Source organism: Burkholderia sp. MSHR3999 (assembly GCF_000833595.1).
GTDB lineage: Bacteria > Pseudomonadota > Gammaproteobacteria > Burkholderiales > Burkholderiaceae > Burkholderia > Burkholderia ubonensis.
Genome location: NZ_JRFO01000006.1, coordinates 1297127 through 1319775 on the forward strand (window position 1 = coordinate 1297127; position 22649 = coordinate 1319775).

A 22649-nucleotide genomic window follows, 5' to 3' on the forward strand; every position below is an offset into this window, starting at 1 on the left:
TTTTCCGGCGGCGCCACCGTGCATGTGCATGGCGACGCCGCCGGACCCGAAGGCGGGCGGGCGCGTGGCCCGCCGCGCGTGCCTGGCTATTAGCCGAGGAGCTTCAGGACTTGCTGCGGCATCGAGTTCGCTTGCGCCAGAACCGAGATGCCTGCTTGCTGCAGCACTTGCGCCTTGCTCAGGTTCGCCGTTTCCGTCGCGAAGTCCGCGTCGGTGATCTGCGAGCGAGCAGCGCTCATGTTGGTTGCCTGGGTCTGCGTCGTCGAGATCGCAGCCTGGAACGTGTTCTGTGCTGCACCCAGCTGTGCCTGGAACGTGTTGACTTGCTTCAGTGCCGCGTCGATCGACGTGAGTGCCGACTGTGCTGCCGTCTGGTCGCTGACGCTCAGGGCGTTCACGTTCATGCCCGAGCTGTTCCACACCGTTGCGCCGAAGTTGACGGCGACGGTCTGGTTCGCTGCTGCGCCGATCTGGAACGTGACGTTGCCGGCTGCGCTCAGGATGGTCTGGCTGTTGAACGTCGTTTGCGTTGCGACACGGTCGATTTCGCCGAGACGCGTCGTCACTTCAGCCTGCAGGTTCGCGCGAGCGCCCGAATCCAGCGAGCCGTCGCCCGATTGCTGTGCCAGCACGCGGATACGCTGCAGGTTGTCGATCGTCGATTGCAGCGCGCCGTTGGCGGTCTGGATCATCGAGATGCCGTTGTTCGCGTTTGCCACGCCTTGCGTCAGCGCGTTGATCGCTGCCGTTTGCGACGTCGAGATCGCGAGGCCTGCCGCGTCGTCAGCTGCGGTGTTGATGCGCTTGCCCGACGACAGGCGGTTGATTGCCTGCGACAGCGCGTTTTGCGTGCCCGACAGGTTCGTCTGCGTCGACAGCGACAGGATGTTGGTATTGATGTTCAGCATTTGCTTCCTCGTTTTGGAAAACGCCTGTGTGAGGCAGGTTTTCAATCTCGGCGTTGCGCTTATCGCGAGTTGCGCTGGCCGCCTTTCCTGGTTGACGGCGGCACCCGGCGAAAACTTTAGAGGGTTCCTCAAGGAAATTCGGGACGGAAAGATCGGGCTGCCCCGCGAATCTCGGTCAACCCTTAGCCAGCACAAGGCCGGCGGGCGCGCCGGACGGTTCCGGCGGCTGGCCCGCAAACCGCCCGTCCGGCCGCGGCCGTCGAGGGGCCGCCGCCGGGATCGCGAAAAGGGTGGTTTTCTCTGTGATTCCCTGATATGATGGCGGGCTGAATTGAGATTTTCTGTCACGCCTGTGCCGGTTCGGCCGCTTGCTGGCAGTCAAACGCGGCGCTGCACGCGGCTTGTGAAGCGTACTCGCGGTGCTTTCCGCCTCTCTTTTCCGGCCTCCGAGGCCGTATTTCCGCTCGTTTCGCCTGTTGTGGGAACGCCCGGATGGCCGGTGCGTGGCGCTTGGCCGCTACGTTTTTGACCGTTTAAGCAATTTAGGAACGACATGACGACGATTCTTCTGAAAGAAAACGAGCCGTTCGAAGTGGCGATTCGCCGCTTTCGCCGCGCTATCGAAAAAAATGGCCTGATCGCTGAACTGCGCGAGCGCCAGTCCTACGAAAAGCCGACCGCAGTCCGCAAGCGCAAGAAGGCAGCTGCCGTCAAGCGCCTGCACAAGCGCCTGCGCAGCCAGATGCTGCCGAAGAAGCTCCACTAAGAGCGTCTGACGGTTCGCCGCGAAACGGCGGAGCGTGCTTCGAAAGAAGCCGCTCCGCCGTTTTGCTTTTGGGGCGGCGCCCGCCGCTATCCGCCTGCGCGCCTGCGCGCCGGCCGCTTGCCGCCCAGCGCCGCGCACTGCGCGTGACACGGGCAGCCGACCTCGTGATCATTGACCATGCCGGTCGCCTGCATCAGCGCGTAGCAGATCGTCGAGCCGACGAACTTGCAGCCGTAAGCCTTCAGCGCCTTGCTGAGCGCGTCGGAGCGCTCGGTCGACGCGGGCGCGTCGCGATACGACTGCCACGCGTTCTGGATCGGCGCGTGATCGACGAACGACCACAGGAATTTGGCGAGCGAGCCGTGCTCGGCGCGAATCCGCTGCACGGCCTGCGCGTTCGCGACCGCGGCCTGCACCTTCGCGCGGTTGCGCACGATGCCCGGATCCTGCAGCAGCTTCTCGATGCGTTGCGGCGTGAAGCGCGCGACGGCGTCGACGTCGAAATCGGCGAACGCCGCGCGGTAGCCGGCGCGCTTGTTCAGGATCGTCGACCACGACAGCCCCGCCTGCGCGCCTTCGAGGATCAGCATCTCGAACAGATGGCGGTCGTCGTGCGACGGCACGCCCCATTCGGTATCGTGATAGTGAGCGTCCGCTTCCGTCCTCACCCAGTTGCACCGCTGCGACATCGTGTGCCTCGCTTCCCGTATCGATTCGATCGCGCCAGCATAGCGGAAGCCCGGTACGCGGCAAAGCCGGCCGAACGGCAGATGGGCGCGCGGCGCCGATCCGGTTAAGCTTGGCGCCTGTTCGAATCGGCAGGATGAAGTGATGACGGATATTCTTTTCGCGATCGGCATCGACGGCGGCGGCACCGGCACCCGCGCGGTGCTGGCGGATCGGCAGGGCCGCGAGCTCGCGCAGGGGCGCGGCGGCCCGTCGGGGCTCGGCCTCGGCATCGAGCGCGCGTGGGCGTCGATCGGCGTCGCGTGCGCGGACGCGTTCACGCAGGCGGGTTTCTCGCTCGACTGGTCGCGCTGCGTGCTCGGCTGCGGGCTGGCGGGCGTCAACAACGCGAGCTGGCTCGCGGCGTTCCGCGCGCAGGCGCCGCTCGATGCGCTGGTGGTCGAAAGCGACGCGTATACGACGGTCGTCGGCGCGCACGGCGGCGCGCCGGGGCTGATCGTCGCGCTCGGCACCGGCAGCATCGCGGCGGCGCTCGATCCGGCCGGCGCATGCCGGATCGCGGGTGGCTTCGGCTTCCCGTCGGGCGACGAGGCGAGCGGCGCGTGGCTCGGGCTGCGCGCGCTCGCGCATGCGCAGCAGGCGCTCGACGGCCGCGTGGCGTGCGACGCGCTGGCCGACGCGCTGCTTGCCGAGATCGGCGCAGCGGATCGCGACACGCTCGTCGAGTGGTCGTGCGACGCGGACCAGACGGCCTATGCGCGCCTGGCGCCGATCGTCTTCGCACATCGCGCGCATCCGTATGCGGCGGCGCTGATCGCGCAGGCGGGCGACGAGATCGGCAAGATGATCGACGCGCTCGATCCGCAGCGCGCATTGCCGGTCGCGCTGTGCGGCGGGCTCGCCGACGCGCTCGCGCCCGCGGTGCCGGCGCGCCACGCCGGGCGGCTGCGCGCGCCGCTCGAGGATTCCGCGCACGGCGCGCTGAGGCTCGCGCTGAGGTACGCGTCCGGGGTTCGTATTTGAGGCGGCGCGGGGCGGCCGAGCGGCGCCGGCTTGCCGGGGGCGGCGGCCAGCAAGCCGCGCGCGAACCTGACAACTGCCCGACGCGGCCCGGCGCGCGACGCTAGAATGGCGATTCCGCAGAGCCAACCGCGCCTTATTCCGTCCCATGTACAAAGTCATCGCCACCGATCTCGACGGCACCCTGCTGAACAGCGATCACCAGCTCGACCCGTACACGATCGAGACCGTGCGTCGTCTCGACCGCGACGGCCTGCAGTTCATCATCGCGACGGGGCGCCACTATGCGGACGTCGCGGGCATCCGCGACCTGCTCGGCATCCGGCCGTACCTGATCACGTCGAACGGCGCGCGCGTGCATGCGCCCGACGACACGACGATCCATGCGCAGGACATCGATCCGGCGATCGTGCGCCGTCTCGTGCAGCCCGATGTCGTCGGCGCGCATGGCCGCGTGATCGTCAACCTGTTCGCCGATCACGGCTGGCTGATCGACCGCGATGCGCCGCACCTGCTCGATTTCCACCAGGATTCGGGTTTCCGCTACGACGTGATCGACATGGCGGCGCATGCGGGCACGGACATCGCGAAGGTGCTGTACATCGGCGAGCCGGCGGATCTGGCGGTCGTCTCCGAACGGTTGCAGGCGCAATTCGGCGACGCGCTGTACGTGACGTACTCGCTGCCCGACTGTCTCGAGGTGATGGCGGCGAACGTGTCGAAGGGCCGCGCGCTGCGCGCGGTGCTCGGGCGGATCGGCGTCGAGCCGGGCCACTGCATCGCGTTCGGCGACAACATGAACGACATCGACCTGCTCGAAACCGCGGGCCACGCGTTCATGATGAACAACGCGAACCCCGACCTCGTCGCGCGCCTGCCGCACGTCCCGCGGATCGGCAACAACTTCGACGCGGGCGTCGCGCGCCATCTGCGCGCGCTGTTCGCGCTCGAAGGCGACATCACGGGGCGCTGAATTCCCCGATTTCCGAAGTTCATTCTTGGCGGCCATCGCAAGCCCGTAATCCGCGCGAGCTGGCCCCAATGAAAAACGGGCGCCGACGGCGCCCGTTGAATCTGCCTGCCTCGCTTTTGTTCGACAGCGTGAGGCTCGCTGCTCCTGCTCGCGTGACCCCGTAGTGTTTTATTCGCTTGTGCGAGCGGATGCCGACGGCAGCAGGCCGGGGGCGTCGTCGCGCCCCGCGACCAGCGGATAGATGACCCCGGCGAGCGCCGCGCCGATCAGCGGCGCGACCCAGAACAGCCAGAGCTGCCCGATCGCCTCGCCGCCGACGAACAGCGCCGGGCCGGTCGAACGGGCCGGGTTCACCGACGTGTTGGTGACCGGAATCGAAATCAGGTGGATCAGCGTCAGGCACAGGCCGATCGCGATCGGCGCGAAGCCGGCCGGCGCGCGCTTGTCGGTCGCGCCGAGAATCACGAACAGGAAGAAGGCGGTCATCACGACTTCGCAGATGAACGCCGCGCCGAGCGCGTAGTGGCCGGGCGAGCGCTCGCCGAAGCCGTTCGTCGCGAAGCCGCTGCCGACGACGTCGAAGCCGGGCTTGCCGGTCGCGATCAGGTACAGCACGAATGCGCCGAGCGTCGCGCCGATCACCTGCGCGACGATGTACGGCACGAGATCGCGCGCCGGGAAGCGGCCGGCAACCGTCAGGCCCACGCTCACCGCAGGATTCAGATGGCACCCCGAAACATGTCCGATCGCGAACGCCATCGTGAGGACGGTGAGGCCGAAGGCCAGCGCGACGCCGGCGAAACCGATGCCGAGCCCCGGAAAGGCCGCTGCCAGCACGGCGCTGCCGCACCCGCCGAGCACCAGCCAGAAGGTGCCGAATGCCTCGGCCGCGAGTCGTCGAGAAAGGTTCATGCAGGAAATTCCGTTCAAATGGAGTGGGTGACGACGGCGGCGCGCTTGCCGCCGCCGCCCTGATTTGGTCTGGATTATAGGAAACGAAGCGGGGCCAAGAGGGTCAACGATTGTTAAATAGGAATGCTGGACGAACGGCTTTTATTAGAATAAGTCCGCATTCTCGATATAGTCGTTTCGGTTAAAAATGCCAGCATTTATTGCGACGGGCACGGTGGCAGTGCGGATTGCGTAACGGATGCTTTGTGTCTAGGCTGGAATTGCCGGGGCCGCATCATGAAACAGGGAGCCGAAAATGTCTCAATACGCGAAACTCAAGGCGCAGATCGCTGATTTGCAGGCCCAGGCGGATGAAGTGCGCCGCCAGGAAGTCGAGGCGGTAATTGCCGATGTTCAGCGGGTGATCGCCGAATACGGGCTGACCGCCCAGGATCTGGGATTTGCCGAGCGCGCGCGGCGCGGCCGTCCGCCGAAAAAGGCGCCGCTGCCGCCGAAATACCGCGACCCGAAGTCGGGCGCCACCTGGAGTGGCCGAGGCAAGCCGCCGAATTGGATCGTCGGCAAAAACCGCGACCGTTTTCTGATCGGCTGATGCAGAGGACGTAACGAAAAGAGCCGCATCGTCGATGTGGCTCTTTCGCTATTTGCGGTCGATTCGAGACCGATTCGAGACCGATTCGCGGCCGATTTCGGCGCGCATTTCCACGCCCGTTTCCCGTCCGTTCTTCGGCCGTTCCTCGCCCGTTTCCGGGCGAATTTGCGCGGCGTCAGCCGCCTGCGACCCGGCGCAGTGCCGGCTGTCTGGTCGCCGCGCAAAGTGTTTCGTAGGTGTCGACGTAGCGCTGCGCCATCGCTTTCGCGCTGAAGCGCGTGTCGAAGCGCGCGCGGATCGCGTCGCGCGACAGGCCGTCGATCCGGTGCAGCGCGCCGACCGCGCCCTGCACGTCCTCGACGATGAAGCCGGTCACGCCGTCCTCGATCACTTCCGGCACCGAGCCGCGGTTGAACGCGACGACCGGCGTGCCGCACGCCATCGCCTCGATCATCACGAGGCCGAACGGCTCCGGCCAGTCGATCGGGAACAGCAGCGCCTTCGCGCCGGAGAGAAACGCGGGCTTCTGCGCCTCGTTGATCTCGCCGATGAATTCGACGTGCGCCTCGCCGAGCAGCGGTTCGATCACTTCCTTGAAGTAGTCGGCGTCGGCCTTGTCGACCTTCGCGGCGATCTTGAGCGGCAGTCCGCTTTGCGCGGCGATCCGGATCGCGGTGTCGACGCGCTTTTCCGGGCAGATCCGTCCGAGGAATGCGAGGTACTCGGGCTTCACGCCAGGTTGCGGCGTGAGCAGCGTGCCGGGCAGCCCGTGATACACGGTGCCGGCCCACGCGGCCTGCGGCAGCGGCTTGCGCTGGTTGTTCGAGATCGACACGACGGGCGCGTCCGGGAACGCGTCGAACACCGGCTGCAGCTCCGGCAGGTCGAGCCGCCCGTGCAGCGTCGTCACGTACGGCGTATCGAGGCGCGACATCAGCGGGAACGGCAGGTAGTCGAGATGGAAGTGCAGCACGTCGAATTCGTGCGCGACCCGGGCGACCTGCTCGAGCAGGCGCATGTGGGGCGCCATCGCATCGCGGATCGACGGATCGAGCCGCAGCGCGCGCGGCCAGGCCGCTTCGAGGCGGGCGGACGTGACCGAGTCGCCGCTCGCGAACAGCGTGACGTCGTGGCCGAGCTCGACGAGGGCTTCGGTGAGGTAGGACACGACGCGCTCGGTGCCGCCGTAGAGCTTCGGCGGGACGGCTTCGTAGAGCGGTGCGATCTGGGCAATGCGCATGGGCGATCTCCGATATCGACCCGGCTCGGCGTTAGAGTGCCTGCTCGGGCCCCATGTAAAACGGTCGATCGGAGCGTATGCTTCAGCGTCGGACTCCGATCCCGGACTAAGCTGCACCGGGGGCGAAGCGTGCCGACGCACGCGGGTGGCGGCGGGCGGCAGCGCTCCGGACGGCAAGCTGCGGGGCGGACCGGCAAGCATCGCGCCACCGCCCATTGAAGCCATTATCGGGATCGCTCGCAGGGGTTCGAGTGTTTTTTCAAACACTTAAGGCTTGTTACACGCTGAAATACGAGAAAACCCCGATAAACGGGGCCGGGCGCAGAATGTGAGACGACCAAGTCTATTGTTGCGTCGTCGTGAAAAAGTACTATAATTTTTACCGATCCTCGCGCCGACAGCCCCGCCAGCCGGCCTTGCGCGGCAATCTGCCGCGTAAATTCAACAATCCTCCTTTCAATTGCCTTTGTAGGAAAAATTCCTACACGGTTTACAGACAAATCCTGCGCGGCGCACGCCACTTTGCTGATACCGGCATAAAACCCGTTTAGCCAAAATCCCGTTGTAAGACCATAAACATGCCGATTGCGCGCCACGAGCCGCCACGTCGGGCAAACGTTTTCATAACACGAATGGCCAAAGGCACTTAACGGGGAAATCATGAGCGCTACAAGCGAAATGCTCAGTGAGATCAAAGAGGTAAACCTGTCGTACCTCCTGCTCGCGCAACGCCTGCTGCGCGAGGACAAAGCGATGGGCATGTTCCGCATGGGAATTTCCGAGGAACTGGCCGATGTCCTCGGGAACCTCACGCTCGCCCAGACCGTGAAGCTCGCGGCGTCGAACCAGATGCTGTGCCGCTTTCGCTTCGACGATCATGCGCTGCTGTCGTCGCTGGCCGACAAGGGCCGCAGCACCGTGGTGTCGCACGCCCATTCGGCGATCCTGATGGCCGGCCAGCCGGTCGAAAGCGTCCGCTGACGCTCCCTGCCCTGCGTTCGTCCCTCCCGGCGCGCCGCGCCGGCGGCCGGCGCATGGGCGTCTGATCCGAAGCAACGAGAAGCGGACGGCTAACTTATGGCAAGCAAAAGCGTCGTGGTCGAGGTGAAGGAAATCACCCTCGCCATCGAACTGATCGAACTGGGTGCCCGGCTGCAGCTGCTGGAGGCGGAGACGAGCCTGTCGCGGGACCGTCTGATCAAGCTGTACAAGGAGCTGAAGGGCGTGTCGCCGCCGAAGGGGATGCTGCCGTTCTCGACCGACTGGTTCATGACGTGGCAGCCGAACATCCACTCGTCGCTGTTCTACAACATCTACCGGTTCATGCAGGACCACGGCCGCTGCGAGCCGATCCAGGCGATCGTGAAGGCGTACCGGCTGTATCTGGAGCACGTGAACCTGTCCGGCGACGAGGCGGCGCTGAGCCTGACCCGTGCATGGACGCTCGTGCGCTTCTTCGATTCGGGAATGCTGCAGATGACGCCGTGCACGCGCTGCGGCGGCCATTTCGTCGCGCACGCGCATGATCCGCATCAAGGTTTCGTGTGCGGGCTCTGCCAGCCGCCGTCGCGCGCCGGCAAGACCCGCAAGGCGGCGGCCGCGCAGGCAGGGCAGGCGGCGCTCGCGGTGTGAGCCCCTCGGGGCGGGGGCGGCGGGCCGCAGCCGGGCGCCGCGGGCAGGCGCGGGCCGCCGCGGGATGCTGGTAAACACGGCCCGGCCGCCGCCGCGCGGCGCCCAAAGTTTTCCTGCCGACTGCCGTAAACCACTTAACGGCGGTCTCCCCGCCGGCCATTCGTGAGGGACAGGCAGTGCTGATTATCGTAGGAACACTCGTGACGATTTTGTCCGTCTTCGGCGGTTACGCGCTGGCAGGCGGGCATCTGGGCGCATTGATCCAGCCGATCGAAATTCTGATGATCGTCGGCGCGGGCGTGGGCGCGTTCATCCTCGGCAACGGCATGAAGACGATCAAGGCGACCTTGCAGGTGCTGCCGACGCTCTTCAAGGGCTCGAAGTACAACAAGGACGTCTACATGGAGCTGATGGGGCTCCTGTACGTGCTGCTCGCGAAAGCGCGCAAGGAAGGCACGCTGACGCTCGAGGCCGACATCGACGATCCGGACAAGAGCCCGATCTTCACCCAGTATCCGAAGATCCTGGCCGACCGCCACATCGTCGAATTCCTGACCGACTACCTGCGGCTGATGGTCGGCGGCAACATGAACGCGTTCGAGATCGAGAGCCTGATGGACGAGGAGATCGAGACGCATCACACCGAAGGCGAAGGCCCGGCGCACGCGCTGATGCGCGTCGGCGACGCGATGCCGGCGTTCGGCATCGTCGCGGCCGTGATGGGCGTCGTGCACACGATGGCGTCCGCCGACAAGCCGCCCGCCGTGCTCGGCGCGATGATCGCGCAGGCGCTGGTCGGCACGTTCCTCGGCATCCTGCTGTCGTACGGACTGATCGGCCCGCTCGCGAGCCTCGCGGAGCAGCGCGTCGCCGAGTCGACGAAGATGTTCCAGTGCATCAAGGTCACGATTCTCGCGAGCCTGAACGGCTACGCGCCGGCGATTGCGGTCGAGTTCGGCCGCAAGGTGCTGTTCTCGACCGAGCGGCCGTCGTTCGCCGAGCTCGAAGAGCACGTGCGCCGCGTGAAGGCGAAGTGACGCGGAGCGCCCGATGAGCAAGAGCAAGGATCGCGCAATCGTCGTCAAGCGGGTGGCCCCGGCGAAGAAGGGCCACCACGGCGGCGCCTGGAAGCTCGCATATGCGGACTTCATGACCGCGATGATGGCGTTCTTCCTGTTGATGTGGCTGCTGAGCTCGGTGACGCCGGTGCAGCTCAAGGGGATCGCCGAGTACTTCAACACGCCGCTGCAGGCCGCGCTGTTCGGCAGCGGCGACCGCAGCTCGCAGGATTCGAGCATCATCAACGGCGGCGGGCGCGACATCTCGAGCGTCGACGCGGGCTCGACGCGCCGCACCGACGGCTCGACCAGCCTCGCGGACCGCGTCGCGAAGAAGAACGACGACGAAGCGCAGGCCCAGGCGCAGGGCTCGCTCGAGCGCCGCGAGCAGGCGCGCCTGCACGACCTGCAGATCAAGCTGATGGCCGCGATCGAGGCCAACCCGACGCTGCGCCAGTTCAAGCAGCAGATCCGCATCGACTCGACGCTGATGGGGCTGCGCATCGAGATCGTCGACACGCAGAAGCGGCCGATGTTCGCGATGTCGAGCGACCACGTCGAGCCGTACATGCGCGACATCCTGCGCGAGATCGGCAAGACGCTGAACGACGTGCCGAACCGCATCATCGTCCAGGGCCACACCGACGCGGTGCCGTACGCGGGCGGCGAAGGCGGCTACAGCAACTGGGAGCTGTCGGCCGACCGCGCGAACGCATCGCGCCGCGAGCTGATCTCGGGCGGCATGGACGAATCGAAGGTGCTGCGCGTGCTCGGCCTTGCGTCGACGCAGAACCTGAACAAGGCCGATCCGCTCGATCCGGAGAACCGCCGGATCAGCGTGATCGTGCTGAATCGCAAATCCGAAGAGGCGCTGATGCGCGACGACGCGACGACCACGACGCTGTCGGCCGACGCCGCGGGCTCGAAGCAGCTCGCGCAGCAGATCGCCTCCCCGGCGACGGTGGGCGTGCGCCCGGCGCTGGCCGGCGCCGCCGCGTCCGCGCCGCGACATTGAGCCTTCCGAGACAGACATGATCCGAACCATTCTTGCCATCGACGACTCCGCGACCATGCGTGCGCTCCTGCAGGGGACGCTCGCGCAGGCCGGCTACGACGTGACGGTTGCGCCGGACGGCGAAGCCGGCTTCGACATGGCGGCCACCGTCGCGTACGACCTGGTGCTGACCGATCAGAACATGCCGCGCAAGAGCGGCCTCGAAGTGATCGCGGCGCTGCGCAAGCTGACCGCCTACGCGGACACGCCGATCCTCGTGCTGACGACCGAGGGCAGCGATGCGTTCAAGGCCGCGGCGCGCGATGCGGGCGCAACCGGCTGGATCGAGAAGCCGATCGACCCGGCCGTGCTGATTGACCTGGTCGCGACGCTGTCCGCGCCGGCCGATTCCTGATTTGACCGCGACGACCTTATCCGGTGACCCGGCATGACTCTCGACATCACTCAGTTCTACCAGACATTCTTCGACGAGGCGGACGAGCTGCTCGCGCAGATGGAGCAGCTGCTGCTGAACCTGGACGTCGACGCGCTCGATCCCGAGGACGGCGCGGCGATCTTCCGCGCCGCGCATTCGATCAAGGGCGGCGCGGCGACCTTCGGCTTCACCGCGCTCACCGAGACGACGCACATCCTCGAATCGCTGCTTGACCGCGTGCGCAACCACGAGCTGAAGCTGACGAAGGAGATGGTCGACGTCTTCCTCGAGGCGAAGGACGTGCTGTCCGACCAGCTCGCCGACTATCGCGCGAGCGCGGAGCCCGACGCGGCAGCCGCCGCGGCGATCTGCGCGAAGCTCGAACGGCTGAAGGCCGGCAGCGGCGCGGGCGAGCCGGCGGCAGCCGCTGCGCCGGCAGCTCCAGCCGTGGCGGCCGCGCCGGCGGCATCGGCGCAGGCCGGCGCGCCCGATCACGTCGTCGAGCAGGCATTCGAGGCCGCGCATCCGGCAGCCGGCGCGGGCGAGCCCGCCGCGGCTGCGGACGCGGGCGGCCCGCACCTGAAGATCACGCTGACCGGCGTCGACGCGAAGGACCGCGAGCTGCTCGCCGAGGAACTCGGCAATCTCGGCCGCATCGTCGGCCGCGAGGAGGCGGGCGGCGACCTGACGCTGTGGCTGGAGTCGGACGTGTCGACCGACGACATCGTCGCGGTCTGCTGCTTCGTGATCGACGACAGCCAGATCAAGATCGGCCGCGGCACCGCGCCGGCCGCGTCCGCGGACGCACCGGCCGCCGCCGCGCAGCCCGCCGCAGCCCCGGCTGCACCGGCTGCACCGGCCGCAGCAGCAGCCGCACCGGCGGCCGCCGCCGCGCCGGCGCCGGCCGCGCAGCCCGCCGCGCCTGCGCCGCAGGCTGCCGCCGAGCCGGCCGCTGCGCAGGCCGCCGAGCCGGCCGCTGCGCAGGCCGCCGCGCAGCCGGCGCCCGCTGCGCAGGCGCACCCGCACCACGAGGACAAGCGCGCGCGTCCGGCCGCCGCGGCCGCATCGGGCGGCGAGGGCAGCTCGATCCGCGTCGGCGTCGAGAAGGTCGACCAGCTGATCAACCTGGTCGGCGAGCTCGTGATCACGCAGGCGATGCTCGCGGAAACGGCGAGCGCGTTCGACCCCGCGCTGCACGACCGTCTCTTCAACGGGATGGCGCAGCTCGAGCGCAATGCGCGCGACCTGCAGGAAGCGGTGATGTCGATCCGGATGATGCCGATGGACTACGTGTTCAGCCGCTTCCCGCGGCTCGTGCGCGATCTCGCCGGCAAGCTCGGCAAGCAGGTCGAGCTCGTCACGTTCGGCCAGGCGACCGAGCTCGACAAGAGCCTGATCGAGCGGATCATCGATCCGCTCACCCACCTCGTGCGCAACAGCCTCGACCACGGGATCGAGACCGTCGACAAGCGGCGCGCGGCCGGCAAGGACGCGGTCGGCCAGCTCGTGCTGTCGGCCGCGCATCACGGCGGCAACATCGTGATCGAGGTCAGCGACGACGGCGGCGGCCTGAACCGCGAGCGCATTCTCGCGAAGGCCGCGAAGCAGGGCATGCAGATTCCCGACAACATCAGCGACGACGAGGTCTGGCAGCTGATCTTCGCGCCGGGCTTCTCGACCGCCGAAACGGTGACCGACGTGTCGGGCCGCGGCGTCGGCATGGACGTCGTGAAGCGCAACATCCAGTCGATGGGCGGCCACGTCGAAATCTCGTCGCACGCCGGCCGCGGCACGACCACGCGCATCGTGCTGCCGCTCACGCTCGCGATCCTCGACGGGATGTCGGTGAAGGTCGGCGGCGAGATCTTCATCCTGCCGCTCAATTTCGTGATGGAGTCGCTGCAGCCGTCCGCGGACGACATCTACACGGTCGGCAACGGCGAGCGCGTGGTGCGCGTGCGCGGCGAATACCTGCCGCTCGTCGCGCTGCATGAAGTGTTCTCGGTGGACGAGGCGCGCACCGACCCGACCCAGGGGATCGTCACGATCATGGAAACCGAGGGGCGCCGCTTCGCGATGCTGATCGACGAGCTGGTCGGCCAGCAGCAGGTGGTCGTGAAGAACCTCGAAACCAATTACCGCAAGGTGCACGGCATCTCGGCAGCAACGATCCTCGGCGACGGCAGCGTCGCGCTGATCGTCGACGTCGCGGCGCTGAACCGCGAAACCCGTGCGACGCACGGCGCCAATCCGGCCGCCGCGCTCGCGTTCTGACTCTCGCCATCAACCGATTGGGGGCAAACGTGTCTGCTGAAGTCCAAATGATCAATCCGGCCGCGGCGAACGCGGCCACGAGCCGCCGCGACGCGGAGCATGGCGATGCGACGGGTCAGGAATTCCTCGTCTTCACGCTCGGCGACGAAGAGTACGGGATCGACATCCTGAAGGTGCAGGAGATTCGCGGCTACGACAGCGTCACGCGCATCGCGAACGCGCCCGACTTCATCAAGGGCGTGATCAACCTGCGCGGGATCATCGTGCCGATCGTCGACATGCGGATCAAGTTCCATCTGGGCCGCGTCGAGTACGACCACCAGACCGTCGTGATCATCCTGAACGTGTCGAATCGCGTGGTCGGGATGGTGGTCGACGGCGTGTCCGACGTGCTGACGCTGCAGACCGACGCGATCATGCCGGCGCCGGAGTTCGGCGCGACGCTGACGACCGAGTACCTGACGGGCCTCGGCACGGTCGACGGCCGGATGCTGATCCTGATGGACATCGAGAAGCTGATGTCGAGCCGCGAGATGGCGCTGATCGAGACGCTCGGCGTGTAAGCGCGCCGGGCGCAAGGAATTTCGGGAGAATCTGCAATGTTGCAAAACTGGTCGATCCGCACGACGCTCACGGCGGTCGGACTCATCCTCGCGTGCCTCGCCGCGGCGGTCGGCGGGCTCGGCCTCTATGCGCTCCATCACGCGAGCCGCTCGCTCGACGGTGTCGCGCACGGCGACTTGCCGGCGATCCATGCGCTCGACGATACGTCGTCGTTCCTGCTGCGCTCGCGCGTGTCGCTCGACCGCTTCCGCTCGCTGACCGAAGGCGGCAACGCCGAAGAGGCCGGCAAGGTGCTGGCGCGCGCGCAGGAGCTGTTCGCGAAGTCGGGCCAGAACTGGCAGGCATTCCTGGCGACGCCGAAGGAAGGCGTCGACCAGGCGCTCGTCGACGACCTGGCCGCGCGCTACGCGACGATCATCAAGGAAGGCGTCGAGCCGGAGTTCGCGGCCGCGCGCGCCGGCGACATGGCCGCGTACCGCGCGATCGCCGACACGAAGATCAGCCCGATGTTCGTCGCCTACGACCAGGCGGCGGCGGCCGTGATCGGCGCGCTGCAGGCGCGCGCGGAAGCACGCCAGGATGCGACGCAAACGCGGATCTCGCTGATGATCGCGCTGATCACGGCCGGCATCGCGCTGTCGCTCGTGATGGTGGTCGCGATCCGCTTCGCGCTGCGCGGGCTGATCATCCAGCCGCTCGAGCAGGCGGTCGCGCACTTCGAGCGCATCGCCGCGGGCGACCTCACCGAGCCGGTGCAGGTCCAGAGCACGAACGAGATCGGGCGCCTGTTCGGCGGCATCCGCCGGATGCAGGACGCGGTCACTGCGATGGTGCAGTCCGTGCATCGCGGCGCGGAGTCGATCGACGTCGGCGCGCGCGAGATCGCCACCGGCAACACCGACCTGTCGCAGCGCACGGAAGAGCAGGCCGCGTCGCTGCAGGAAACCGCGTCGAGCATGGAGCAGCTGACCGGCACCGTGCGGCAGAACGCCGAGAACGCGCGCCAGGCGAGCCAGCTCGCGGTCAACGCGTCGGACATCGCGACACAGGGCGGCGAGGTGGTCGGCCAGGTGGTCGAGACGATGCAGGACATCGCGACGAGCTCGGGCAAGGTCGTCGACATCATCGGCACGATCGAAGGCATCGCGTTCCAGACCAACATCCTCGCGCTGAACGCGGCGGTGGAAGCGGCGCGCGCCGGCGAGCAGGGCCGCGGCTTCGCGGTCGTCGCCGGCGAGGTGCGCTCGCTCGCGCAGCGCAGCGCGACCGCCGCGAAGGAAATCAAGCAGCTGATCGGCGATTCAGCCGACAAGGTGCAAAGCGGCTCCGAGCTGGTCGCGCGCGCCGGCTCGACGATGGACGAGATCGTGCAGGCCGTGCGCCGCGTGACCGACATCATGGGCGAGATCAGCGCCGCGTCCGAAGAGCAGTCGACCGGCATCGAGCAGGTGAACCGCGCGGTCGGCCAGATGGACGCCGTCACGCAGCAGAACGCGGCGCTCGTCGAGCAGGCCGCGGCCGCGGCCGCGTCGCTCGAGGAGCAGACGCGCCAGATGAAGGCGATCGTGTCCGGCTGGCGCGTCCTCGGCGGCATCGCGCATGCGGCCGCGCCCGTGCGCTCCGCGCCGCCGGCGCTGCCCGCCGCGCGCCCGGCGCCGCAGCCGGCCGCCGTGCCGGCGCTGCCGCATGCAGCACACTCGGCCCACGCCCACACGCATGAACCGCAGCCCGTGAAGCGCGCCGCGCTCGCGGCCGAACCGAAGGCGCCGTCGGGCAGCGCGCCGGCCGCGGGCGGCTATGCGCCGCGCGTCGCGAAGCCGGCCGCCGCCAAGCCCGCCGCGCCGGCGGCGAAGCCCGCGCTCGTGCGGCCCGCGCTGTCCGGCGAGAAGCCGGCGCCTGTCGCGGCCGGCACGTCCAACGACGACTGGGAGACCTTCTAAGCCATGCTGACTGCGCGCGCTCCGCTTCGTGCCGAATCTCAGGACGCTTCGACCCGGGCCGGTGAGGCCGGGCGCGACTTCGCGTTCACGGCCGCCGACTTCGCGCGCATCCGCACGCTGATCCACCAGCGTGCGGGAATTTCGCTGTCCGAGCACAAGCGCGACATGGCGTACAGCCGGCTCGCGCGCCGGCTGCGTGCACGCGGTCTCGACACGTTCCGCGACTATCTCGACCTGCTCGAGCGGGAGGACGATCCCGTCGAATGGGAGGCCTTCACCAACGCGCTGACGACGAACCTCACCGCATTCTTTCGCGAGGCGCATCACTTTCCGATCCTCGCCGATTTCGTGAAGGGCCGCGACGCGCCGGTGTCGGTGTGGTGCTCGGCCGCGTCGACCGGCGAGGAGCCGTATTCGATCGCGATCACGCTGATCGAGGCGCTCGGCGACTCGGCTGCGCGCAGCGCGTCGATCCTCGCGACCGACCTCGACACGCAGGTGCTCGCGAAGGCCGAGGCCGGCATCTACACGTACGACCAGGTCAAGCACCTGTCGCCGGAGCGCCTGAAGCGCTTCTTCCTGAAAGGCACGGGCGCGCAGGCCGGCCGCGTGAAGGTGCGCCCGGAGCTGCGCGCGATGATCCGCTTCGAGCAGCTCAACCTGACCGATGCCGACTACGGGATCGGCAAGCCGTTCGACGCGATCTTCTGCCGCAACGTGATGATCTACTTCGACAAGCCGACGCAGGGGCAGGTGCTGTCCCGCTTCGAGCCGCTCGTGAAGCCGGGCGGCCTGCTGTTCGCCGGCCACTCGGAGAACTTCACGTACGTCACGCAGGCGTTCCGGCTGCGCGGCCAGACGGTCTATGAACTGACGCGCGACGCGTCGCGCCCGGCCGCGTCCGGCGGCGGCGCGCCGCGCGCGCGCATGGGCGGGGCCGCGACGCCGGCCGCCGGGGAACGCCGATGAGCGCGCTGCCGATCGCGACCAACCGCTACTTCGACAGCCACTTCGGCCTGCCGGGCGTGAAGCTGCTGCCGAACGAGTTCTACACGACCGGCGACGACATGGTGCTGATGACCGTGCTCGGCTCGTGCGTCGCCGCGTGCCTGCACGATCCGTACGCGGGCATCGGCGGAATGAACCACTTCATGCTGCCCGACGACGGCGCGGACGCATGCGCGGCCGCGTCCGAGTCGATGCGCTACGGCGCGTACGCGATGGAAGTGCTGATCAACGAGATGATCAAGGCGGGCGGCCGCCGCGAGCGCTTCGAGGCGAAGGTGTTCGGCGGCGCGGCCGTGCTGGCCGGCATGACGACGATCAACATCGGCGACCGCAATTCGGACTTCGTGCGCCGCTATCTCGCGCTCGAGCGCATCCGGATCACGGCGGAGGACCTGCAGGGCGTGCATCCTCGCAAGGTCGCATTCATGCCGCATTCGGGGCGCGCGGCAGTGAAGAAGCTGCGTTTGCAGGTGCATGGCGTCACCGAGCGCGAAGCCGCGCTCGCGCGCGCGGCCGAAGCCGACCGCGCCGCGCGGCCGCGCCCGCACGTCGAGCTGTTCGGCACGCCGGCGACGCGTCCCGCGCCGGGCCAGCCCGGCGCGAACCCGCTCGCGAAGCAGCCGGGCGCGGCCCAGCCGGCGCGTGCGCGCATCGAGCTGTTCGGCGCGCGCGGCGGTGCGGGGGCGGGCGGCTCGACCGCCGGAAGCCCGTACGCCGGCGGCCGCTACGCCCAGACGATATCGAAATAGCAGGAGGCAAGAACGCAGTGCAAAAGATCAAGGTATTGTGCGTCGACGATTCGGCGCTGATTCGCAGCCTGATGACCGAGATCATCAATGGCCAGCCCGACATGGAAGTGTGCGCGACCGCGCCGGACCCGCTCGTCGCGCGCGATCTCATCAAGCAGCACAACCCGGACGTCCTGACGCTCGACGTCGAAATGCCGCGCATGGACGGGCTCGACTTCCTCGAGAAGCTGATGCGCCTGCGGCCGATGCCGGTCGTGATGGTGTCGTCGCTGACCGAGCGCGGCTCGGAAATCACGCTGCGCGCGCTCGAGCTGGGCGCGGTCGACTTCGTCACGAAGCCGCGTGTCGGCATCCGCGACGGGATGCTCGACTACGCGGAGAAGCTTGCCGACAAGATTCGCGCGGCGTCGCGCGCCCGCGTGCGGCAGGCGCCGCAGCCGCAGGCCGCGGCCGCGCGCGCGGCAAGCGGCCATCCCGCTGCGCCGATGCTGAACAATCCGCTCGTCAGTACCGAAAAGCTGATCATCGTCGGCGCGTCGACGGGCGGCACCGAGGCGATCCGCGAAGTGCTGACGCCGCTGCCGCCGGATGCGCCGGCGGTGCTGATCGCGCAGCACATGCCGCCCGGCTTCACGAAGTCGTTCGCGCAGCGCCTGAACGGCCTGTGCCGGATCGCGGTGAAGGAAGCCGAGCACGGCGAGCGGGTGCTGCCCGGCCACGCCTACATCGCGCCGGGCCACGCGCACCTGCTGCTGGCCCGCAGCGGCGCGAACTACATCGCGCAGCTGTCCGACGAGCCGCCGGTCAACCGGCACCGGCCGTCGGTCGACGTGCTGTTCCGCTCGGCGGCGACGCACGCCGGCAAGAACGCGATCGGCGTGATCCTGACCGGGATGGGCCGCGACGGCGCGGCGGGCCTCTTGGAGATGAAGCGCGCGGGCGCTTACACGTTCGCGCAGGACGAGGCGAGCTGCATCGTGTTCGGGATGCCGCGCGAGGCGATCGCGCTGGGCGGCGCGGAAGAGGTCGTGCCGCTCGCCGACATGAGCCGCCGCGTGATGTCGCGTCTCGCGGATCGCGTGCAGCGCGTATAAGGAATTGTGACGGACGCGCGCTATCATGCACGCGTCCCGACGAAACGAATCTGGAAAGGAACAATGATGGACAAGAGCATGAAAATCCTGGTGGTGGACGATTTCCCGACGATGCGCCGGATCGTCCGCAACCTGCTCAAGGAACTGGGCTACACGAACGTCGACGAGGCCGAGGACGGCGCGGCCGGCCTCGCGCGGCTGCGCGGCGGCGGCTTCGACTTCGTGATCTCCGACTGGAACATGCCGAACCTCGACGGCCTCGCGATGCTGAAGGAAATCCGCGCGGACGCGACGCTCACGCACCTGCCGGTGCTGATGGTCACGGCCGAGTCGAAGAAGGAGAACATCATCGCGGCGGCGCAGGCCGGCGCGAGCGGCTATGTCGTGAAGCCGTTCACGGCGGCGGTGCTCGACGAGAAGCTGAGCAAGATCATCGAGAAGATGGCCAAGACCGGGAGCTGACGTGAACGAGCCGATCCACGCGGCGATGGCGGGCGCGGGCTTTGCCGCCGACAGCCACCCCGAAGGCGCCGATCTGGCGGCCGACCGCATCCTCGCGCGCATCGGCTCCGTCACGCGAGCGCTGCGCGACTCGATGCGCGAGCTCGGGCTCGACAAGCACGTCGAGCGCGCGGCGGAAGCCGTGCCGGACGCGCGCGACCGGCTGCGCTACGTCGCGACGATGACCGAGCAGGCGGCCGAGCGCGTGCTGACCGCGATCGAGGTCGCGAAGCCGATGCAGGAGCGCATGCAGAACGAGGCCGAGGCGCTCGACGCACGCTGGGCGCAGTGGTATGCGGCGCCGATCGAGCGCGCGGAGGTCCGCGAGCTGATGGACGACACGCGCGCGTTCCTGCGCGCGCTGCCGGAGTCCACGTCGGCGACCAGCGCGCAGCTGCTCGAGATCATGCTCGCGCAGGACTTCCAGGACCTGACCGGGCAGGTCATCAAGAAGATCATGGACATGGTCTACCTGATCGAGCAGCAGCTGCTGACCGTGCTGGTCGAGAACATCGCGCCGGAGCGGCGCGAGCAGTTCGCGGCGACCGCGGCCGCGCTCGCGGCCGAGCAGCCGATGAGCAGCACCGGCAGCCCCGCGTCGCTGCTGAACGGCCCGCAGATCAATCCGGAAGGCAAGACCGACGTCGTCCAGGACCAGGCGCAGGTCGACGACCTGCTCGCCAGCCTCGGCTTCTGACGATCCCGCGGGCGCGGCGCGCCGTCCGGCGACGCCGCGCCTGCGTGCCCGCCCGGCCCCGGGCGAATCCTCATATGCGTCATTGACACTTCGTTACACTCCGCAGGCATACTACGCTTCAAGCTGTATCAGAATCACCGTTCGTCGGTTCGTCTGACATGACGCGACGGCGTCGCGGTTCGCACCGCGCTCGCCGTCGACAACGAGGCAATTCCCTGGGGGGGAACGTGAAACTGAAACGTTTGGGCTGTGCCGTTGCGTGCGCGACGGCCTCGATGGGCGTGCTGTGGAGCATCCACGCGCACGCGGAACTGGGCGGCGCGCCGATGTCGCCGCCGGCGGACGACCATACCGCCACCGTGCGCGCGCTGCAGCGCGCGATGCGCGCGGCCGACGGCTCGTCGGCGGGCGCGCCCGCCTATACGGTGCGCGAGCTTTCGCTGGCGTCCGGCACCGTGATCCATGAATACACGTCCGCCGCCGGCACCGTGTTCGGCGTCGCGTGGCGCGGCCCGTCGATGCCCGATCTCGGGCAGGTGTTCGGCAGCTATCTTCCGCAGTACAAGGCCGGCGTCGAGGCGGCACACGCGGCGCGCGGCTGGCGCGCGCCCGTGTCGGTCGACTCGAGCGCCATCGTGATCCGGACGGGCGGCCACATGGGCTCGTTCTCGGGGCAAGCCTGGCTGCCGCAGGCGCTGCCTGCCGGCGTGACCGGCAACGACATCCAGTGACCGGGAGAGCGATCTTGCGAATTTCTCGTACCTTCATTCGCTGGCTCGGCGCACTGAGCCTCGCGGCCGGCACGGCCGTGCTCGTCGCCGCATGCGGCGGCGGTGACGGCGGCGGCGGTTCTCCGACGCCGCCCGCGCCCACCGCGTCGAACACCGCGGTCATCACCGTCGGCCGGGGCGTCGCGAACGTCATCAACATCCCGACCGTCAGCGTGACGGTGTGCGCGCCGGGCACGTCGAACTGCCAGGTCGTCGACAACGTGCTGGTCGATACCGCGTCGTACGGGCTGCGGCTCGTCAGCGACGCGGTGACGGGCGTGCTGGGCGGCCTGCCCGTGACCACCGTGAACGGCGCGCCGCTCGCCGAGTGCGGCAAGTTCGTGTCGACCTACACGTGGGGCTCGGTGCGCACCGCCGACCTGAAGATCGGCGGCGAAACGGCCAGCGCGCTGCCGGTGCAGATTCTCGGCGACCTCGGCGCCACCAACGTCCCGACCTCGTGCACCAACAACGGCACGGCCGCCAACTCGGCGAGCGCGCTCGGCGCGAACGGCATCCTCGGCATCGGGCCGGCGCCGCTCGACTGCGGCGCGACCTGCACGACGTCGACGTCGTCGCTCAGCAACAACTACTACGCGTGCCCGAACGGCAATGCGAGCTGCAACGTGACGCTCGTGCCGCTCGCGCAGCAGGTGGCCAATCCGGTGCAGCGTTTCGCGAGCGACAACAATGGCGTGATCGTGCAGATGCCGGGCATCTCGGCCAACGGCCAGGCGAGCGCGACGGGGCTGCTGACGTTCGGCATCGGCACGCAGGCCAACAATGCCCTGGGCGCGTCGAACGTGCTGCCGTCCACGACGACGGGCGACGTCACCGCGTCGTTCCTCGGCCGCACGTTGTCGCCGGCGGCCGGTGGCGGCGCGTTCTTCGATACGGGCTCGAACGCCTATTTCTTCGACGACTCGCAGACGATTTGCACGCGCAATTCATCGTTTTACTGTCCGTCGGGGACCGTGAACTATTCGGCGACGCTCACCGGCCAGAACGGTGCGCAGGCGACGGTGACCATGCCGGTCGCGAATGCGGATACGCTGTTCGCGAACCCGTCGACGTACGCGTTCAACGATATCGGCGGGCCTTTCAGTCGAACGCCGGTCTCGAACCCGGCGCCTTGGCTCGATATCGGCCTGCCGCATTTCTACGGCAAGACGATCTACTTCGGGATGGACCTGCGCGGCAACGGCGGCGCGGCGCCCTACGTCGCATTCTGAGCGGCGGCGGGCGAACCGCATGACAAAGGGGGCGAGCGATCGCCCCCTTTTTCATTGATCCGGCTTTCGATTTTTTCGATTATCGGATGCAGCCGGGTTTTATCTGGGTGTGATTATTTAAAAATAACGCCCGTGCGAAAGTGCCGGCGCCCGGCGGCTGTCCGCCGTCCCCGGAAAAATCGGAATAATGCGAAAAATCCTACCTATACTCTTCGCGTGACTCCGGAGGTGTTGATAACAACAGGGGGTGAACGAAATGAACTTCACGGATGCCATTCGTTCAGCGGTTGATCAATATCCAGGATTCGAGGGCCGTGCGCGCCGTGCCTGCCATGCGTACAGCCCGCTGACCGCCTTCATCACGCACGTCGGCCCGACGGCGCCGCTCACGCAGCGGCGCGCGCACCGCGCCGACCATCCCGGCCGCTTCGGCCCCGATCCGCTCGTCGCGGGCTGACCGGCGCGCCCGTGCGCGCGCCGCCGGCCGTCCCCGCGCCGTCGTCCGCCCGATTCCCCGAAATACCCCCCTTTCCAGGCTTTGCTCGACCGATCGGCGTTTGACGCGTCCATGAATAATCGGTGTCACTGGAAAGCGGCATCCC

The 22649-nt window shown here is 68.0% G+C and carries 24 protein-coding genes; 20 read left to right on the top strand and 4 right to left on the bottom strand.

Features of this window, described 5'->3' with window-relative positions; translation table 11 throughout:
- Positions 1-89 precede the first annotated feature (89 nt).
- Positions 90-908, bottom strand: coding sequence for a flagellin domain-containing protein (locus KY49_RS23180; protein WP_042586771.1), 819 nt, complete (start codon positions 906-908; stop codon positions 90-92).
- Between the two features lie 553 nt (positions 909-1461).
- Here KY49_RS23180 and rpsU point away from each other — a divergent pair.
- Complete coding sequence (gene rpsU, locus KY49_RS23185; RefSeq protein WP_006401410.1) at positions 1462-1674, top strand: 30S ribosomal protein S21; 213 nt, start codon at positions 1462-1464, stop codon at positions 1672-1674.
- Between the two features lie 86 nt (positions 1675-1760).
- On the opposite strand, the gene KY49_RS23190 is transcribed toward rpsU, so the two are convergent.
- Positions 1761-2363, bottom strand: coding sequence for a DNA-3-methyladenine glycosylase I (locus KY49_RS23190; protein WP_042586772.1), 603 nt, complete (start codon positions 2361-2363; stop codon positions 1761-1763).
- A 142-nt stretch (positions 2364-2505) separates the two neighbouring features.
- On the opposite strand from KY49_RS23190, the gene KY49_RS23195 reads away from it, so the two are divergent.
- Both KY49_RS23195 and KY49_RS23200 read left to right on the top strand, forming a co-directional pair.
- Positions 2506-3384 carry a BadF/BadG/BcrA/BcrD ATPase family protein gene (locus KY49_RS23195; RefSeq protein ID WP_042586773.1) on the top strand — a complete coding sequence of 293 codons (879 nt, stop codon included), beginning with the start codon at positions 2506-2508 and terminating at the stop codon, positions 3382-3384.
- Between the two features lie 145 nt (positions 3385-3529).
- Complete coding sequence (locus tag KY49_RS23200; protein WP_042586774.1) at positions 3530-4354, top strand: Cof-type HAD-IIB family hydrolase; 825 nt, start codon at positions 3530-3532, stop codon at positions 4352-4354.
- 168 nt (positions 4355-4522) lie between these two features.
- Here KY49_RS23200 and aqpZ read toward each other — a convergent pair whose 3' ends face one another.
- Positions 4523-5266, bottom strand: coding sequence for an aquaporin Z (aqpZ, locus tag KY49_RS23205; RefSeq protein ID WP_042586775.1), 744 nt, complete (start codon positions 5264-5266; stop codon positions 4523-4525).
- Positions 5267-5561: 295 nt separating this feature from the next.
- Here aqpZ and KY49_RS23210 point away from each other — a divergent pair, with 295 nt between their 5' ends.
- Entirely contained in the window at positions 5562-5858 is a 297-nt protein-coding gene (locus KY49_RS23210; RefSeq protein WP_042586776.1) for an H-NS histone family protein, read from the top strand.
- Positions 5859-6033: 175 nt separating this feature from the next.
- Here the strand turns inward: KY49_RS23210 and KY49_RS23215 are convergent, their stop codons facing one another.
- Positions 6034-7098, bottom strand: a complete 1065-nt coding sequence (locus KY49_RS23215) for a glycosyltransferase family 4 protein (RefSeq protein WP_042586777.1) — start codon at positions 7096-7098, stop codon at positions 6034-6036.
- Positions 7099-7758: 660 nt separating this feature from the next.
- Between KY49_RS23215 and flhD the strand changes: the two genes are divergently transcribed.
- The 16 genes from flhD to KY49_RS23295 all read left to right on the top strand — a co-directional run bounded on the left by flhD (position 7759) and on the right by KY49_RS23295 (position 22504).
- Positions 7759-8079 carry a flagellar transcriptional regulator FlhD gene (gene flhD, locus KY49_RS23220; RefSeq protein ID WP_010093028.1) on the top strand — a complete coding sequence of 107 codons (321 nt, stop codon included), beginning with the start codon at positions 7759-7761 and terminating at the stop codon, positions 8077-8079.
- A 96-nt stretch (positions 8080-8175) separates the two neighbouring features.
- Complete coding sequence (flhC, locus tag KY49_RS23225; RefSeq protein WP_042586778.1) at positions 8176-8730, top strand: flagellar transcriptional regulator FlhC; 555 nt, start codon at positions 8176-8178, stop codon at positions 8728-8730.
- Positions 8731-8906: 176 nt separating this feature from the next.
- A complete protein-coding gene (motA, locus tag KY49_RS23230; protein ID WP_010093026.1) occupies positions 8907-9767 on the top strand; it encodes a flagellar motor stator protein MotA in 861 nt (286 codons plus the stop codon).
- Between the two features lie 13 nt (positions 9768-9780).
- A complete protein-coding gene (gene motB, locus KY49_RS23235; protein ID WP_042586779.1) occupies positions 9781-10803 on the top strand; it encodes a flagellar motor protein MotB in 1023 nt (340 codons plus the stop codon).
- Between the two features lie 16 nt (positions 10804-10819).
- On the top strand, positions 10820-11197 hold the full coding sequence (locus KY49_RS23240; RefSeq protein ID WP_010093024.1) for a response regulator: 378 nt from the start codon (positions 10820-10822) through the stop codon (positions 11195-11197).
- A 33-nt stretch (positions 11198-11230) separates the two neighbouring features.
- A complete protein-coding gene (gene cheA / locus KY49_RS23245; protein WP_042586780.1) occupies positions 11231-13492 on the top strand; it encodes a chemotaxis protein CheA in 2262 nt (753 codons plus the stop codon).
- 47 nt (positions 13493-13539) lie between these two features.
- Positions 13540-14055, top strand: a complete 516-nt coding sequence (gene cheW / locus KY49_RS23250; RefSeq protein ID WP_010093021.1) for a chemotaxis protein CheW — start codon at positions 13540-13542, stop codon at positions 14053-14055.
- A gap of 36 nt (positions 14056-14091) precedes the next feature.
- Entirely contained in the window at positions 14092-15996 is a 1905-nt protein-coding gene (locus KY49_RS23255; RefSeq protein WP_042586781.1) for a methyl-accepting chemotaxis protein, read from the top strand.
- Between the two features lie 3 nt (positions 15997-15999).
- Positions 16000-16965, top strand: a complete 966-nt coding sequence (locus tag KY49_RS23260) for a CheR family methyltransferase (RefSeq protein WP_042586782.1) — start codon at positions 16000-16002, stop codon at positions 16963-16965.
- Complete coding sequence (cheD, locus tag KY49_RS23265; protein ID WP_042586783.1) at positions 16962-17753, top strand: chemoreceptor glutamine deamidase CheD; 792 nt, start codon at positions 16962-16964, stop codon at positions 17751-17753. The genes KY49_RS23260 and cheD overlap by 4 nt, the downstream gene beginning before the upstream one ends.
- 17 nt (positions 17754-17770) lie before the next feature.
- Complete coding sequence (locus tag KY49_RS23270; RefSeq protein WP_042586784.1) at positions 17771-18847, top strand: protein-glutamate methylesterase/protein-glutamine glutaminase; 1077 nt, start codon at positions 17771-17773, stop codon at positions 18845-18847.
- Positions 18848-18913: 66 nt separating this feature from the next.
- Positions 18914-19309 carry a chemotaxis response regulator CheY gene (gene cheY / locus KY49_RS23275; RefSeq protein WP_029226639.1) on the top strand — a complete coding sequence of 132 codons (396 nt, stop codon included), beginning with the start codon at positions 18914-18916 and terminating at the stop codon, positions 19307-19309.
- 1 nt (position 19310) lies between these two features.
- Positions 19311-20045, top strand: coding sequence for a protein phosphatase CheZ (gene cheZ / locus KY49_RS23280; RefSeq protein WP_010093013.1), 735 nt, complete (start codon positions 19311-19313; stop codon positions 20043-20045).
- A gap of 227 nt (positions 20046-20272) precedes the next feature.
- Positions 20273-20776, top strand: a complete 504-nt coding sequence (locus KY49_RS23285; protein WP_042586785.1) for a DUF2844 domain-containing protein — start codon at positions 20273-20275, stop codon at positions 20774-20776.
- Positions 20777-20790: 14 nt separating this feature from the next.
- Positions 20791-22047: a DUF3443 domain-containing protein gene (locus tag KY49_RS23290; protein WP_042586786.1), complete on the top strand. Its 1257-nt coding sequence runs from the start codon at positions 20791-20793 to the stop codon at positions 22045-22047.
- A 256-nt stretch (positions 22048-22303) separates the two neighbouring features.
- Positions 22304-22504 (top strand): hypothetical protein, encoded by a 201-nt coding sequence (locus tag KY49_RS23295; RefSeq protein ID WP_141712911.1) that lies wholly within the window; start codon positions 22304-22306, stop codon positions 22502-22504.
- Positions 22505-22649: the final 145 nt, after the last annotated feature.

What these genes read in the sequence shown, in the direction of transcription:
- KY49_RS23215 (WP_042586777.1), bottom strand. Translation starts at nt 7,098, where the DNA reads ATGCGCATTGCCCAGATCGCACCGCTCTACGAAGCCGTCCCGCCGAAG.
- KY49_RS23260 (WP_042586782.1), top strand. Translation starts at nt 16,000, where the DNA reads ATGCTGACTGCGCGCGCTCCGCTTCGTGCCGAATCTCAGGACGCTTCG.
- KY49_RS23295 (WP_141712911.1), top strand. Translation starts at nt 22,304, where the DNA reads ATGAACTTCACGGATGCCATTCGTTCAGCGGTTGATCAATATCCAGGA.
- cheA (WP_042586780.1), top strand. Translation starts at nt 11,231, where the DNA reads ATGACTCTCGACATCACTCAGTTCTACCAGACATTCTTCGACGAGGCG.
- cheW (WP_010093021.1), top strand. Translation starts at nt 13,540, where the DNA reads ATGATCAATCCGGCCGCGGCGAACGCGGCCACGAGCCGCCGCGACGCG.
- flhD (WP_010093028.1), top strand. Translation starts at nt 7,759, where the DNA reads ATGAGCGCTACAAGCGAAATGCTCAGTGAGATCAAAGAGGTAAACCTG.
- KY49_RS23255 (WP_042586781.1), top strand. Translation starts at nt 14,092, where the DNA reads ATGTTGCAAAACTGGTCGATCCGCACGACGCTCACGGCGGTCGGACTC.
- motB (WP_042586779.1), top strand. Translation starts at nt 9,781, where the DNA reads ATGAGCAAGAGCAAGGATCGCGCAATCGTCGTCAAGCGGGTGGCCCCG.
- KY49_RS23200 (WP_042586774.1), top strand. Translation starts at nt 3,530, where the DNA reads ATGTACAAAGTCATCGCCACCGATCTCGACGGCACCCTGCTGAACAGC.
- KY49_RS23195 (WP_042586773.1), top strand. Translation starts at nt 2,506, where the DNA reads ATGACGGATATTCTTTTCGCGATCGGCATCGACGGCGGCGGCACCGGC.
- KY49_RS23190 (WP_042586772.1), bottom strand. Translation starts at nt 2,363, where the DNA reads ATGTCGCAGCGGTGCAACTGGGTGAGGACGGAAGCGGACGCTCACTAT.
- flhC (WP_042586778.1), top strand. Translation starts at nt 8,176, where the DNA reads ATGGCAAGCAAAAGCGTCGTGGTCGAGGTGAAGGAAATCACCCTCGCC.
- aqpZ (WP_042586775.1), bottom strand. Translation starts at nt 5,266, where the DNA reads ATGAACCTTTCTCGACGACTCGCGGCCGAGGCATTCGGCACCTTCTGG.
- KY49_RS23210 (WP_042586776.1), top strand. Translation starts at nt 5,562, where the DNA reads ATGTCTCAATACGCGAAACTCAAGGCGCAGATCGCTGATTTGCAGGCC.
- KY49_RS23240 (WP_010093024.1), top strand. Translation starts at nt 10,820, where the DNA reads ATGATCCGAACCATTCTTGCCATCGACGACTCCGCGACCATGCGTGCG.
- rpsU (WP_006401410.1), top strand. Translation starts at nt 1,462, where the DNA reads ATGACGACGATTCTTCTGAAAGAAAACGAGCCGTTCGAAGTGGCGATT.
- KY49_RS23180 (WP_042586771.1), bottom strand. Translation starts at nt 908, where the DNA reads ATGCTGAACATCAATACCAACATCCTGTCGCTGTCGACGCAGACGAAC.
- cheY (WP_029226639.1), top strand. Translation starts at nt 18,914, where the DNA reads ATGGACAAGAGCATGAAAATCCTGGTGGTGGACGATTTCCCGACGATG.
- cheD (WP_042586783.1), top strand. Translation starts at nt 16,962, where the DNA reads ATGAGCGCGCTGCCGATCGCGACCAACCGCTACTTCGACAGCCACTTC.